Source organism: Microbacterium sp. SORGH_AS_0969 (genome assembly GCF_030818255.1).
Taxonomy (GTDB): domain Bacteria; phylum Actinomycetota; class Actinomycetes; order Actinomycetales; family Microbacteriaceae; genus Microbacterium.
On sequence record NZ_JAUTAG010000001.1, the window covers coordinates 1,821,430 to 1,835,380 of the forward strand.

Annotated in this window: 12 protein-coding genes; 8 read left to right on the forward strand and 4 right to left on the reverse strand. The window is 70.8% G+C overall.

Annotated features, from left to right (window positions below; all coding sequences use genetic code 11):
• Nucleotides 1–51: 51 nt before the first annotated feature.
• Entirely contained in the window at nt 52–1,101 is a 1,050-nt protein-coding gene (locus QE388_RS08455) for a substrate-binding domain-containing protein (protein WP_275800077.1), read from the reverse strand.
• A 310-nt stretch (nt 1,102–1,411) separates the two neighbouring features.
• Here QE388_RS08455 and QE388_RS08460 point away from each other — a divergent pair, with 310 nt between their 5' ends.
• From QE388_RS08460 to QE388_RS08470, 3 genes are all read left to right on the forward strand, one after another.
• Nucleotides 1,412–2,887, forward strand: a complete 1,476-nt coding sequence (locus QE388_RS08460; protein ID WP_307387091.1) for a sugar ABC transporter ATP-binding protein — start codon at nt 1,412–1,414, stop codon at nt 2,885–2,887.
• Nucleotides 2,888–2,937: 50 nt separating this feature from the next.
• Nucleotides 2,938–3,936 (forward strand): ABC transporter permease, encoded by a 999-nt coding sequence (locus QE388_RS08465; protein WP_275800093.1) that lies wholly within the window; start codon nt 2,938–2,940, stop codon nt 3,934–3,936.
• A gap of 133 nt (nt 3,937–4,069) precedes the next feature.
• On the forward strand, nt 4,070–5,251 hold the full coding sequence (locus QE388_RS08470) for an ROK family transcriptional regulator (protein ID WP_307384747.1): 1,182 nt from the start codon (nt 4,070–4,072) through the stop codon (nt 5,249–5,251).
• 290 nt (nt 5,252–5,541) lie between these two features.
• On the opposite strand, the gene QE388_RS08475 is transcribed toward QE388_RS08470, so the two are convergent.
• A complete protein-coding gene (locus QE388_RS08475; protein WP_307384748.1) occupies nt 5,542–6,450 on the reverse strand; it encodes a LysR family transcriptional regulator in 909 nt (302 codons plus the stop codon).
• Between the two features lie 71 nt (nt 6,451–6,521).
• On the opposite strand from QE388_RS08475, the gene QE388_RS08480 reads away from it, so the two are divergent.
• The 5 genes from QE388_RS08480 to QE388_RS08500 all read left to right on the forward strand — a co-directional run bounded on the left by QE388_RS08480 (nt 6,522) and on the right by QE388_RS08500 (nt 10,865).
• Nucleotides 6,522–7,457, forward strand: a complete 936-nt coding sequence (locus QE388_RS08480) for a DMT family transporter (protein WP_307384750.1) — start codon at nt 6,522–6,524, stop codon at nt 7,455–7,457.
• A gap of 120 nt (nt 7,458–7,577) precedes the next feature.
• Nucleotides 7,578–8,627, forward strand: a complete 1,050-nt coding sequence (locus tag QE388_RS08485; protein WP_307384752.1) for a biotin/lipoate A/B protein ligase family protein — start codon at nt 7,578–7,580, stop codon at nt 8,625–8,627.
• Entirely contained in the window at nt 8,624–9,586 is a 963-nt protein-coding gene (locus QE388_RS08490) for a site-specific DNA-methyltransferase (protein WP_307384754.1), read from the forward strand. The genes QE388_RS08485 and QE388_RS08490 overlap by 4 nt, the downstream gene beginning before the upstream one ends.
• A gap of 272 nt (nt 9,587–9,858) precedes the next feature.
• Nucleotides 9,859–10,167, forward strand: coding sequence for a DUF2470 domain-containing protein (locus QE388_RS08495; protein WP_307384757.1), 309 nt, complete (start codon nt 9,859–9,861; stop codon nt 10,165–10,167).
• Between the two features lie 44 nt (nt 10,168–10,211).
• The gene (locus QE388_RS08500; protein ID WP_307384758.1) at nt 10,212–10,865 is read left to right on the forward strand and encodes a heme oxygenase (biliverdin-producing); all 654 of its coding nucleotides are present in this window, start codon (nt 10,212–10,214) and stop codon (nt 10,863–10,865) included.
• A 111-nt stretch (nt 10,866–10,976) separates the two neighbouring features.
• Here the strand turns inward: QE388_RS08500 and QE388_RS08505 are convergent, their stop codons facing one another.
• Both QE388_RS08505 and QE388_RS08510 read right to left on the reverse strand, forming a co-directional pair.
• Nucleotides 10,977–11,990 (reverse strand): WxL protein peptidoglycan domain-containing protein, encoded by a 1,014-nt coding sequence (locus QE388_RS08505; protein ID WP_307384760.1) that lies wholly within the window; start codon nt 11,988–11,990, stop codon nt 10,977–10,979.
• Nucleotides 11,991–12,055: 65 nt separating this feature from the next.
• Nucleotides 12,056–13,873, reverse strand: a complete 1,818-nt coding sequence (locus tag QE388_RS08510) for a hypothetical protein (protein WP_307384762.1) — start codon at nt 13,871–13,873, stop codon at nt 12,056–12,058.
• Nucleotides 13,874–13,951: the final 78 nt, after the last annotated feature.

Sequence of the window (13,951 nt, forward strand, 5' to 3'; positions counted from 1 at the left end):
TTCTGTCGGGGGAGGGAGAGGGCGCCCACCGCGGTGGACGCCCCCGGGAGCTCAGGACTCGAACGCCAGGTCGATGTACGAGTCGACGTTGTCCTTCGTCACGACCGGTGCATCGAGAACGATACGGTTCGGAACGCTCGGGGTGATGAGGTCGCCCGCGGTCTTCTTCTGGGCGATCAGGCGCGCCAGGGCGATGCCGTCCGCGGCCTGGGTCGAGGGGTAGATCACGGTCGCCTGCAGCGGGGTGTCTCCCGCCTGGATCGCTTCCATGGCGTTCTTGCTTCCCGCGCCGCCGACCATGAAGAACTCGTCGCGTCCCGCGGCCGTGATCGCGGCGAGTACGCCGATGCCCTGGTCGTCGTCGTGGTTCCAGATGGCGTCGATCTTCGGGTTGGCCGACAGCAGCTGGGAGGTGGATGCCTCGCCGCCCTGGACCGTGAAGTCGGCGGCGACGCGCGGGCCGACCTCGAGACCGCAGTCCGACAGCGCGTCCTTGAACCCCGCCGAGCGGTCCTGCGTGAGCGGGAGCGAGTCGATGCCGGCGATCTCGGCGACGATCGCGTCGCTCTGTCCGCTCAGCTGCTCGCAGATGTAGGTGCCGGCGCTCACGCCCATGCCGTAATTGTCGCCGAGCACGGTCGTGCGGGCGGCGAAGGGGCTCGAGAACTCGCGGTCGACGTTGATGACCGGGATGCCGGCCTCCATGGCGCGCGTGGCGACCTCGGTGAGCGCCGCCCCGTCGCTGGGCAGGAGCACGATGGCATCCACCTTGTTGTTGATGAAGGTCTCGACTGCGGCGATCTGCGCGTTGACGTCGTTCGTTCCCTCCGCGACCTGGAGGTCGACGTCGGGGAAGCTCTCGGCGGCCGCGAGCGCGCCGGAGTTGATGGCGCCGAGCCAGCCGTGGTCGGCGGCGGGACCGGAGAAGCCGATGGTGACGGTGTCGCCGGTTGCGGCGTTCTCCTCGGTCGTGGTGCCCTGATCGACGACGTTCTCGCTCTCGCTGCTCGAGCCGGTGCAACCGGTCAGCAGGCCGAGGGCGGTCAGGGCGGCCACGCCCGTCAGGACGAGGCGCGAGCGAGAGGCTGTGCGTGCGTGCATGTTCTTCCTCCTTGAATGTGATGCAGCGGGTGTCGGCGCGGCCCGGGGCATTCCTGCGAGGAGGGTCGGCGTTGACGCGGCTCACGCTAACAGAAGGGTCATCATCCACATCAGCTTTTGCGTGATTATCGACAGAAGTGCACTACTGGCTTCCCTACTGGGATTTTCTGCGGATGCCCGTGGTTCCGGGGGTGGGCAGACCGGAGGGCTGGCCGGGAGTCCGCGAACCCTCGCGGTCGAAAATTGCGCATGTTAGGTTCGCCCCGTGATCAAAGATGACCATGAACCGTCATTACTCGACGTACGGGGAGTGACGAAGGCCTTCTCCGGCGTCCAGGCCCTGCGCGGCGTCGATCTCGAGGTCCGCGCGGGCGAGGTGCACTGCGTGCTCGGGCAGAACGGCGCCGGCAAGTCGACGTTGATCAAGACGCTGGCGGGTGTGCACCGTCCTGACGCCGGAGAGATCGTCTGGCGCGGGGAGCCCGTCGAGATCTCCGACCCCGACGCGGCCATCGAGCTCGGGATCGCGACGATGTACCAGGAGCTGGACGTCGTCGACGGACTGACGATCGCGGAGAACATCTTCCTCGGGCACGAGCTCGCGCGCGGAGGCTTCACGCAGCGCGGCGAAGCCGCCCGGCGGACGACCGAGCTGCTGCGTCGCCTCGGGCACGCGAACCTGCCCCCGCACACCGAAGTCGGCACGCTGAGCGCGGCGAACAAGCAGATCGTCAGCATGGCGCGCGCCCTGTCGCACGACATCAAGCTCATCATCATGGACGAGCCCTCGGCGGTGCTCGACACCGAAGAGGTGAAGAACCTGTTCGCGGTGGTTCGCGAGCTCACGGCGGCGGGCATCGCGGTGGTCTACATCACGCACCGTCTCGAGGAGATCCGCGAGATCGGCGACCGCATCACGGTCCTGAAGGACGGCCGCACGACCGCGGTCGGCCTCCCGGTGGCCGACACGCCGACCGCGGAGCTCATCCGCCTCATGACGGGCCGCGATATCGCGAACGTGTTCCCGGACCGGATGCCGGTCGAGCCCGACGCCCCGGTCGTCCTCGACGTGCAGGGGCTCGGGCTCGCGGGTGTCTTCGCCGACGTGTCGTTCACCGTTCGCGCCGGGGAGGTCGTCGGGCTCGCGGGTCTCGTCGGCTCAGGACGCTCGGAGATCCTCGAGACGGTGTACGGCGCGCGCAGGGCGAGCGAGGGGACGGTGCGCGTTCGCGACCGGGCGCTGCCGCGCGGGTCGGTGCACGCGGCCGTGCGCGCCGGCATCGGCCTCTCCCCCGAGGAGCGCAAGAGCCAGGGGCTCGTGCTCGACGAGCCGATCTTCGTCAACATCGCACTCGCCTCGATGGCGCGCTTCGCCAAGGGCGGCTTCCTCGACGACCGGGCCGCGCGCCGCGTGGCCCGCGAGCAGATCGACGCCTTCGAGCTGCGGCCCGCCGACCCGGATCGTCCCGCGCGCACCCTGTCGGGCGGCAATCAGCAGAAGATCCTCCTCGCGCGCTGGCTCGTGCACGGCACGACCGTGCTGCTGCTCGACGAGCCCACGCGCGGCGTCGACGTCGGCGCTCGCGCCGAGATCTATGCCCTCATCCGCGACCTCGCCGCCGCGGGCAACGCGGTGGTCGTCGTCTCGAGCGAGATCGAGGAAGTTCTGGGCCTCGCCGATACCGTCCTCGTCGTCGCCGACGGCCGCATCCTGCGTACCCTTCCCGCGCACCAGATCGACGAGCACGGCGTGCTCGACCTCGTCATGAAAGGAACAGCCGCGTGAGCGAGCCGACCACCCCGACCCGTGCCCGCACGGCTCCCGCCGAGGCCGGCATCCCGCCGGCCTCCCCCTCCGCGACGTCCCCGCTGCGGGCGTTCTTCGCCGGCTCCGCCGGACGCAACATCGGCCTCGTCATCGCGTTGCTGGTGATGTTCATCGTGGGGGCGATCACCGCACCCGGGACCTTCCTCACCCTCGACAACGTGTTCGTCATCCTTCGTCAGGCCTCGATCGTGGGTGTCATCGCGGTCGCGATGACCCTCGTGATCATCGCGGGTGGCATCGACCTGTCGGTCGGCTCGGTCACCGGTCTCGCCTCCGTCGTGGGCACGCTCGCGGTGGTGCAGGACCTCGCGGACTCGATGCACTGGATCGTCTTCGTGCTCCTCGCCCTCGCGGTCGGTGCCGTCGCCGGTCTCATCAACGGCGTGGTGATCGCCTACGGCAATGTGGTGGCGTTCATGGCCACGCTCGCGATGCTCGTCGGTGCACGGGGCCTCGCCGAGATTCTCGCGGAGCGGCGCACCCTCGTCGTCCAGGACCGCGGCTTCATCACCTTCATGAACGCGAACATCCTCGGCGTGAACATGCTCATCTGGATCTTCCTGATCGTCGCCGTGCTCGGCTGGGTACTGCTGAATCGCACCACCTTCGGTCGTCGGACCGTCGCGATCGGCGGCAACCGCGAGGCCGCGCGTCTCGCGGGTATCGACGTCCGGCGGCACGTCATGTGGCTGTACGTGCTGGTGGGGCTGGCATCCGGAATCGCGGGCGTCATGTTCCTCGGCCGCACGACGGCCGGCAGCTCCACGAACGGTCAGCTGCTCGAGCTCGACGTGATCGCCGCGGTGGTCGTCGGCGGAACGCTGCTCGTGGGAGGACGCGGAACGATCACCGGCACGGTGTTCGGCGTTCTGATCTTCGCGACGCTGACCAACGTCTTCGTCCAGAACAACCTGTCGTCCTCCGTCCAGGCCGTGGCCAAGGGCGTGATCATCGTCGTCGCGGTGCTGCTCCAGCAGCGTTTCTCCCGCCAACCCGGGCGACGATGACGCCGGGGCTCGCGGGTGCGCGCCGCGATCGTCGCCGGCGTTCCGGGGCGTGTGCGCGTGGCGTGCGAGATGCTTCGCTCCCGGCGTGACCGCCGGACCCATCCACCGGTGATGTACTGAGGGCGTGAAGAGGATGACCACCGAGTCCCCGCAGGTCGCGAGCGGCGTCAGCCAGCTGTTCCAGCTGCTGCGCGACGGCGTGCCGCGCACGCGGGCGGAGCTGGCGAAGTCCACCGGGCTCGCGCGCTCGACCGTGGCCGTCCGTGTCGACGAGCTCATGCGGATGGGCCTCATCACCCCGGTCGCCGACGCGGTGTCGACCGGGGGACGCCCACCGTCGCAGTTCGCGATCAACCCCGCGGCGAAGGTGGTCGTCGCGGTCGACATCGGAGCCTCGCACGCGACCGTCGCGATCTCCGACCTCTCCGGCACCATCCTGCTCGAGAAGAGCGGGGCGCTCGACATCGCACTCGGCCCGGAACCGGTGCTGAGCTGGGTCGTGGACGGAGCGCACGAGCTGCTCGCCGGCGCGGGGCGCTCGCCGCGGGACGTCGCGGCGATGGGCATCGGCGTGCCCGGCCCCGTCGAGCACTCCACCGGTCTCCCGGTCAACCCGCCGATCATGCCGGGCTGGGATCGGTTCGACATCCCCGGATGGATCGCGGCGCACCTCCCCGTGCCGGTCCTGGTCGACAACGACGTCAACGTCATGGCGCTCGGCGAGCGCAGTGTCGCGTGGCCGGGGGTCGGTCACTTCCTCTTCGTCAAGGTCGCGACCGGCATCGGCGCCGGCCTCATCGCCGGCGGCCAGCTCCAGCGCGGAGCGCAGGGCACCGCCGGCGACATCGGTCATGTGCAGTTGGCCCGGGCGTCGACGGTGGCCTGCCGCTGCGGAAACCGGGGATGCCTCGAAGCCCTGGCATCCGGTCCCGCGATCGCCCGTGTGCTCCGCGAGGAGGGGATCGATGCCCAGAGCGGCGACGACGTCGTCGACCTCGTCAAGCGCGGGAACGTCGATGCGATCCAGGCCGTGCGCCAGGCGGGCCGCGACATCGGCGACGTGCTGACGACGTGCGTGAGCTTCATCAACCCCTCCGTCATCGCGATCGGCGGGTCGATGGCCCGCGTCGGCGAGCACCTCATCGCCGGCGTCCGAGAGGTCGTCTACACCCGCTCCACGCCGCTCGCGACAGAGCACCTGTCGATCGTCCCCTCCGTCGCCGCGGAGAAGGCGGGCGTGATCGGTGCGAGCATGCTCGCGGTCGAGCACGTGCTGTCCCCGGAGTCGCTGACGACGGGCTTCCTCCCCGCCTGAACGCGAGGTGCCGACGGGCTCAGCCACCTGCCGCGTCAGGTCCCTGAGTCTGTCGAAGGGCCCGGTGGCTTCGACAAGCTCAGCCACCTCGCGCGCGGTGGAGGTCCCTGAGCCTGTCGAAGGGACCGGTCGCCGTGCCGCATCCCGTGACTCGCGCCGAATGTTCGCGCGAGCACGCGCCCCGCGTGCATATGCCGCAAGTCACCGTGAGGGGGCCCGGGCTCGGGCCGCCTCGTGCAGGCCGAGCCCCAGTGCGCGTCGGCCCGAGCCAGCGTGGGCCCGCACTCGCGTCAGCCGGCGGCCTCCGTCGCGCGTCCGGCCACCGCGCGCAGGGCGCGCAGCACCCGACGCACGGCCGCGTACGCCAGGGCATCGGGCCGCGCGAGCGCGTCGACGTGCCGCACCAGCGCCACATCCGCGAGCGGACGCAGCACGAGTCCGTCCACGGCCAGCGGCAGACCCGTCGTGCGCGGCAGCACCGCGATCGCCGCGCCCGCCCGAACGACCTCGGCGGTGACCGAGAACTCGTTGATGCGGTGCGCGATGTCGAGCGGCCGCCCGAGGTGCGCCGCGAGGTGGTCGAGCACCCCGGCGAGGGGAAACCCAGGGTGTACCGACACCCAGCGCTCGTCGGCGAGGTCGTCGGCGATGAGGAACTCGGTCGCCGCGAGCGGGTGCGCCGCGGGCAGGGCGATGTCGAGCGGCTCGGTCAACAGCGGCGTCGCGATCACGCGATCGGCGGGCCAGGGCGCGTCGTGCGCCAGCCTGTGCGCGATGACGAGGTCGTGGTCGGCGGTGAGACCGGGGAAGTCGCTGTGGGCGACATCGGCGTCGGACAGGTGCAGGGGAGGGATGCCGTCGAGCTCGCGCAACAGCGCACCGAACAGCGCCAGTCCCGCACTGTGGAAGGCCGATACCCGCACGGGCCGGTCGTTGCTGTCGAGGAACGCCCCGACGGCTTCCCGCGCCGCGGTCAACGCCTCGTCGACGCGCGTACCCGCCGCCGCAAGCGCCTCGCCCGCCGCGGTCAGCGTCAGCACGCGCCCGCGCCGGACGGTCAGCGGGACGGGAACGCGCGCCTGCAGGTGCGCGAGCTGCTGCGACACCGCCGAAGCCGAGATGTGCAGGGCCGCGGCGACGGCCGCCACGCTGCCGCGGTCGCCGAGCTCGCGGAGCAGGCGGAGGTGGGCGGCATCCATAAGTTGAAACTTACGGGACGATGAAGCAACCGGCCATTGTTCTTCCGGCTTCCGGCCACGACGGTGGATGTGTGACCCGCCGCCCTCCCGAGATCGTCGTCGACGTCCTGCTCATCGCCGTCGCGGCGGTATGGGGCGCGAGCTTCCTCGCCGCCAAAGAACTCACCGACGAGGTGGGCGTCGCCCCCGCCGTCGCGCTGCGCTTCCTCGTCGCCGCGACCGCGCTCGGGGTCATCTGCCTCGTACGGAGGGAACGGATGCCACGCGGCCGCGGCCTCGCGATCGCGGCGCTCCTCGGGTGCTCGCAAGCCGCGGTGATCGGCCTCGAAACCTGGGGCGTGCACCTCACCTCGGCGACCAATGCCGGGCTGCTGATCAGCCTCGCGCTGATCTTCACCCCGCTCCTGGACAGCGTGGCCGCACTTTCGTGGCTGCCGCGGTCGTACTTCGTCGCCGCGGTCGCCGCCGTCGTGGGCGTCGCGCTGCTGGTGTCGGGTGCGGGGTTCCGCCTCCCCACGGCGGGTGACGCCCTGGTGATCGCGGCCGCGGTGGTGCGCGCGTTCCACGTCACCGCGAGCGCGCGGCTGACGCGCGGTCGCGACGACAGCACCCTGGCGGTGGTGTGCGTGCAACTCGTCGTGTGCGCGCTGGCGTCGTCGGCGGTGGCCGGCGTCGACCTTCCCCTCGCGGTCGGTCGGCTCACGGCATCCGGATGGTTCGACGTGCTGTTCCTCGGCCTCATGTGCTCGGTCTTCGCGTTCGTCGTGCAGTTGTGGGCCGTGCGGCGGACGTCGGCGACCCGCGCCAGCATCCTCATGGGCACCGAGCCCGTGTGGGCGCTCGCCGTGGGGGTGGTGATCGGCGGCGAGGCCCTCGGTCTGCCCGGTTTCGCCGGCGGAGCGCTCATCATCGCGGCGTCGTACGCGGGTCAGACGATGGAGCGGCGGCACCGCGCCGCGACCGCTCCCGCTCCGGTCGAGATGGTCGCCGAGACTGCACGCAGCTGACATCTCCACTGCACGCTGCAGGGGAGATGTCAGCTCGACGCAGTCTCGGCGGCGCACGGCGGCAACCCGGGCGCCTCCAGACCCGCCGCGGCCGCCGCGCCCCCGCCGTAGGCTGGACGTATGCACGGCGAGTACAAGGTCCCCGGGGGAAAGCTGGTCGTCGTCGACCTCGAGGAGCGCGAGGGGCGGATCCACGGCTTCCACCTCGCGGGTGACTTCTTCCTCGAACCCGACGACGCCCTCGACGACATCGACGCCGCCGTCAACGGTCTGCCGATCGAGTCCGACGTCCCCACGATCGCCGCGGCGATCCGCGCGGCGCTCCCCGAGGGCGCGCAGCTGCTCGGCTTCACGCCCGAGTCGGTCGCGACCGCGATCCGCCGCGCGCTGGTGACCGCCCCCGGTTGGGCCGATTTCGAGTGGGAGGTCGTGCACGACGGCCCCGTCTCCTCGCGCATGAACCTCGCCCTCGACGAGGTGCTCACCACCCGGGTCGGCGCGGGGCTGCGCAAGCCCACGCTGCGCCTGTGGGAGTGGAACGAGAACGCCGTCGTCATCGGCTCCTTCCAGTCGCTGCGCAACGAGGTCGATCCCGAGGGCGCCGAGAAGCACGGCTTCGACGTGGTGCGCCGCATCTCGGGCGGTGGGGCGATGCTCATGGCCGCGAACTCGATCGTGACGTACTCGCTGTACGTCCCGGCATCCCTCGTCGCCGGCATGACCTTCGCCGACTCGTACGCCTTCCTCGACGACTGGGTGCTCCAGGCGTTGCGCTCTCTCGGCATCGATGCGGTGTACCAGCCGCTCAACGACATCGCCGGGCCCCACGGCAAGATCGGCGGCGCCGCGCAGAAGCGCCTCGCCAACGGCGGGGTGCTGCACCACGCGACCCTCAGCTACGACATGGACGGTCAGGTGCTCACCGAGGTCCTCCGCATCGGCCGCGAGAAGCTCAGCGACAAGGGCACCGTCTCGGCCGCCAAGCGCGTCGACCCGCTGCGCAGCCAGACCGGCCTCCCGCGCGACCAGGTCATCGACCGCTTCATTCAGACGTTCACGACCCTGTACGGCGCGACCGAGGGGCACATCACCGACGAGGAGTACGCCGAGGCCGAGGCCCTGGTCGAGACGAAGTTCGCCACCGACGCGTGGCTGCAGCGCGTCCCGTGAGTACCGAGGTCCTGCCCGACGCCCCCGAACCCGGCCGCGTCGAGATCCATCACGCCGACAACCTCACCGTCACCCCGGCCTACGCCGACGGTTCGTTCGCGCTCGTCTACCTCGATCCGCCGTTCAACACGGGGCGGACCCGCTCGAAGGCGGTCGAGTCGGCGACGTGGACGCCCGCTGCTGATGAGGCGGAGGGCGCCTCGACCCCGGATGCCGAGGAGCCCGAGGCCGTGGCATCCGATCCCAACATGCTCGACTTTCCCGAGGAGGAGCCGTCTCCCGCCCCCGTCGTGCAGCGCGGCTTCCACGGCCGCGAGTACGCGCGCCTGCGCGGTGACCTGCGCACCTACGACGACCGCTTCGACGACTACTGGGGCTTCCTCGAGCCGCGGCTCATCGAGGCGTGGCGCCTGCTCGCCGACGACGGAACTCTCTACCTGCACCTCGATTACCGCGAGGTGCACTACGCCAAGGTCATGTGCGACGCGCTGTTCGGGCGCGACCACTTCATCAACGAGCTGATCTGGGCCTACGACTACGGCGCGAAGACCAAGCGCCGCTGGCCCACGAAGCACGAGACGATCCTCGTGTACGTGAAGGATCCGGCGAAGTACTTCTTCGATTCGGATGCCGTGGACCGAGAGCCGTACATGGCCCCGGGCCTCGTGACGGCCGAGAAGGCCGCGCGCGGCAAGATGCCCACCGACGTGTGGTGGCACACGATCGTCCCGACCACGGGACGCGAGAAGACCGGCTACCCGACCCAGAAGCCCGAGGGCGTGCTGCGCCGCATGGTGCAGGCTTCGAGCCGCCCCGGCGACCGCGTGCTCGACATGTTCGCCGGCAGCGGCACGCTGGGCGCCGTCGCCGCGCCGCTCGGCCGGCACTCCGTGCTGATCGATGACAACGCCGACGCCGTGGCCGTGATGCACAAGCGTCTGGAGCCGTTCGCGGACTGAGCGGACGGGCCGGTACTGCTCGCCCGGGGGTGTGCCGTCGGGCGGAGTCGGGGGTCAACACGCCGTGGGCGGTGCCGCTGAGGCGGCGTGTCGCCCGACAACTCCGCGTGACGGTTCGGTGGTCGTGCGGCTCCGGGTCGTACCGTCGTGCGGAGTCCGGGGTCGACACGCCGTTGATGGTGCCGCGGTGGCGGCGTGTCGCCCACGAACTCCGCGCGAGGGCACCGCGGGCGGATGTCGGATGGGCGGCCCGGCGAAGTTAGGCTTACCTAATGACGTACGTGTTCGATCCCGAGATCCAGCGAGCCGTGCTCGCCCATATGAACGACGACCACCGAGACGACAACGTGCTCATCGCCCGGGCGTTCGGTTCGGTGGCGACCGTCAGTTCGGCGCGGATGACCGGGTTTGACGGTGACGGCGGCGAGTGGGTCGTCACCGATGAGGGTGGCGCCGTGACCGAGGTGCGCGTGCCGTGGCCGGGCGGGTCGATCGCCGAGCGGCGCGAGGTGCGCCGCGAGATCGTCGCGCTGTACGACGAGGCCTGCCGCCGGCTCGGAATCGAACCGCGACCCCACTGAAGACAAAGGTTAGGCTCGCCTAACCTTCTCGGTATGATGGCGCCATGAGTGCTGTCATCCCGTTCTCCGTCGCCCTGCGCGAGCGCTCGCGCACCGCCCACTCCTCGAGCGAGGGCGCCGACTTCATGACGAACCTCATGAAGGGGTCGGGCACGCGCGACGACTATGTCGCGCTCGTCGCGCAGCACTGGTTCATCTACGAGGCGCTCGAAGAGGCCACCGAGCGCATGCGCATCGACCCCGTGGCATCCGTGTTCCTCAGCGACAAGCTCACGCGCCTTCCCGCGCTCGAGGCCGACCTGGAGTTCCTCATCGGCGCCGACTGGCGAGAGCGCATCACCCCGCTGCCGACGACGCAGGCCTATGTCTCGCGGATCCGGCGCGTCGCGGCGACCTGGCCGGGTGGCTTCGTCGCTCACCACTACACGCGTTACCTCGGCGACCTCTCGGGCGGGCAGTTCATCGGCCGGCTCATGCAGCGGCATTTCGGCTTCGACACGAACGGCATCGGGTTCTACCTGTTCGGCGACATCGCCGACCCCGACGCGTTCAAGAACGTGTACCGCGAGCAGTTGGATGCCGCTCCCTGGGACGACGACGAGAAGGAGCGCGTCATCGAGGAGGTGCTCGTGGCCTACCGGTTCAACACCGAGCTGTTCGTCGACCTCGCGCGCGCGAAGGCGGCTCAGTCGGCCTGAGTCTTCGACGCTCTCATGGGCGCCCCGCGGCGGGCCCCATCGGCTGGAGCCGCCGCTGCCGCCGCGACCGTCGCCCACGCAGCGACCGGATGCCGCGGGCTCAGTCGCGGCCTACGACGCCGCCACCGCGTCACCCGCCGCCGCCGCGCCGCCCGCCGTCGCTGCGGCATCCGCAGCACCCGCGCGCAGCCGACGCCGCACGAGCAGCACCGCGACGAGCACCACGGCAAGGATCACCGCCAGGAGCGCATACAGACTCCACGGCACCGCCGCGACCGAGAACTCGGCCGTCACCGGCGCGAGCGGCGCGGCACCCAGGCCGACCGCCTCGGGCGTGAGCTCGATCGAGCCGGCGACCCACCCGAGCGAGAACGTCGGCACCTCGCGCGCGACCTCGACGGTCGACCCCGGAAGCACCTCGGTCAGCTGCACCGGCGGGGTGCGGGTGCCGAAGAGGCCCGCGGTGGCGACCGTCTCAGCGCCCGTCAGCCGCGTGTTACCGGTGTTCGCGAGCGCGTACTCCACGACGAGACGGCCCGAGTCGAACGGGTTCCAGGATGCCTCGTACCGGGCGGACACGCCCGACACGGCCACGGCCGGCGTCAGCTCGCCCGCGACCCGGAGGTTGATGCGCGTGCCCAGGCGCCGGTCGACGGACAGTGTCGATGACGAGTCGGTGCTCGTGAGAGAGGTCACGATGCCCGCGGCATGGTCGCCGGGGCGGGCGTCGGAGGGGACCGTGACGGTGAAGGGCACCTCGGCGGACTCGCCCGGCGCCAGCGAGAGCGATGTCGTGGCGACCGACACCCACGTCCCGGCACCCTGCGACGGCTGCCCGTCGACGAGGACGTCGATCTCGCCCGTGGATGCCGTGAAGGCGTCGGCGGCGTAGACGGCGAGGGGGAGGGGCTCGGTGCCGGTGTTGACCACGGTCATGGCGTCGGAGATCACGGTCCCGGGTTCGACCACGTCGTACGTGAAGTTCGCGCGTCCCGTGCCCTGCGCATTGTCGGCCGTCTGCACGGTCCAGGCGACACCGCCGTCGGCGGCCGTCGCGGGTGCGGGAGCGACGATCGCGAGGAGAAGGGAGCCGATGAGGGCGAAGGGGAGAGGGCGTCGGAACACGGGCGGGCTTTCTGCGGGACGGGCGACGGGGACCCCGACGCGCGTCGGAGTCCCCGTCGGGTGGATTACTGCAGGGCGGTGATGGTGAGCTTCGCGGTGTAGTCGCCGGCCGGGGTCGTGCCGGGGATCACGAGCGACAGGTCGGCTCCGACGGTGGCGTTCGCGGCCGCGGTCGACGACGCGAGCACGCGCGACGCTCCGAGCCCCGTGCCGCCGAGGCGGGTCGACGCGACCTCGGTGCCGGCGGTGACGGTCTGCCCGGCCGTGACGAGCTTGGGCTTCCAACCGAGCAGGTCGCTCGAGAACGACCCGCCCGTGCTCGACGCGAAGTTTCCGACCTGGCCCGAGATGCTCCACGTGTACGGCGTGGTGCCCCCGGCGCGCGTGTCGGTCACGACGATGTTCGTCAGCGTCCCGGATGCCGTGAAGTTCGCGCCGTTCTGCACGGCGGTGCCGAGGCTCGCGGGCGAGGTGCCCTCGAACGCCCACCCGAACGAGCCGGTGGGGTTGTCGACCCACGCCGGGACCTCGACGATCACGTCGGTCGACGACGCGAAGGCGATCGGGGTGAACGTTTCGAAGGGGGCGTACACGGTGCCGCTGCCGGCGTAGGTGTAAATGCCGAAGTTCCCTGCGGCGAGGTTCTGCGCCTCGGTGGTGCTCAGGGCGAGATCGACCGAGAACGTGCCGTCTTCCTTCAGCTCGATTGCGCCGCTGTTCGCGCCGCCGATGGTCGCCATGCTGGTGGCCGGGACCGCCCACTTCTGCGCGATCACCGAACGTGCGGAGGAGGCGGCGCCAGCCGAGGGCTTCCAGACGTCGGCGAACTTGCCGAACACGACGTACGTTCCGCTGAAGGTCCCGGCGAGGGGCGGTCGCGTGCCGTTGGTGGCGGTGCCCGACGGCAGGAAGCCGCTGCCCGTGACGGTGACCGTCTCACCCTGGGCGAGACCGCTGGTCTTCGAGACGGTGACGGTCGGAGCGGATGCCACGGGCGCGGCCGTGTAGGCGACCGAGAGCGCGCTCGCGGGCTTGCGCGCGTCGGCCGAACCGCCCGAGGAGTACCAGTACGAGCCCTGGCCGGTCTTCACCTGGAAGTCGACGAACGACTGCGGGAAGGCTCCGGCGTTCGCGCCGGTGGTGACCTGGGCGACCGAGCCCTCGGGGACGGTGATCGTGCGACCGAGGTAGTCGGGGGTCACGGTGAATCCGGTGGGGGTCACGTCGACGCCGGTGAGGGTCGCGATGACCACGTTCGGCTCAGGGGTAAGGGTCTCGAACTTGTCGGGGTCGTCCATCGAGGTGCCGTAGCCGCCGAGGGTCGCGGTGACCGTTCCGGTGCCATCGGGAGCGACGGTGAGCTTCGGGTCGGTGATCCACGAGCGGGTCATGCCCGAGTAGTACGCCGAAGTGAACGACCCGGTCCACTGGATCGTCGCGGTGTTGGCATCCACATCGACCGTGCCGGAGCCGCCGGTGATCTCGGCGATGTGTCCCGAGTTCAGGCCGTTGCCCGAAGTGATGGTGGTGCCGTTGGCATCCGTCCGCAGGCCCGCGAAGGTCGCCGTGGCGTAGCCGCCGTCGGCCTGCTTCTTCAGGATTCGCGTGTTGCCGTCGCTCTGCTTCCAGTTCGACGCGGTGACGCGGTCGGCCGACGAGGTCGCCGTGACGATCCCCGCCGACAGCAGGTTGACCGTGCCGGGGGCGAAGGCGGCCGCGTTCGATTCGGCGTTGATGCCCCAGCGGAAGACGGCGCCGTCGACGGTGGTCTCGGCGGCGTGCGCGGGGGCGGCGACGAGAGCCCCGCCGAGGGCGATCGCCGCGGCGGCGAGACTCGCGGTGGTCACGCGGACGAACCGGCGTCTGTGCGTGGAGGAATCCACGTTCGTTCCCTTCTCCGCCCCCCGACGGGTCCCGACGGCAGGCCGCGGGTGCACCCGGTGGGTGCTGGAGGGCAGGTT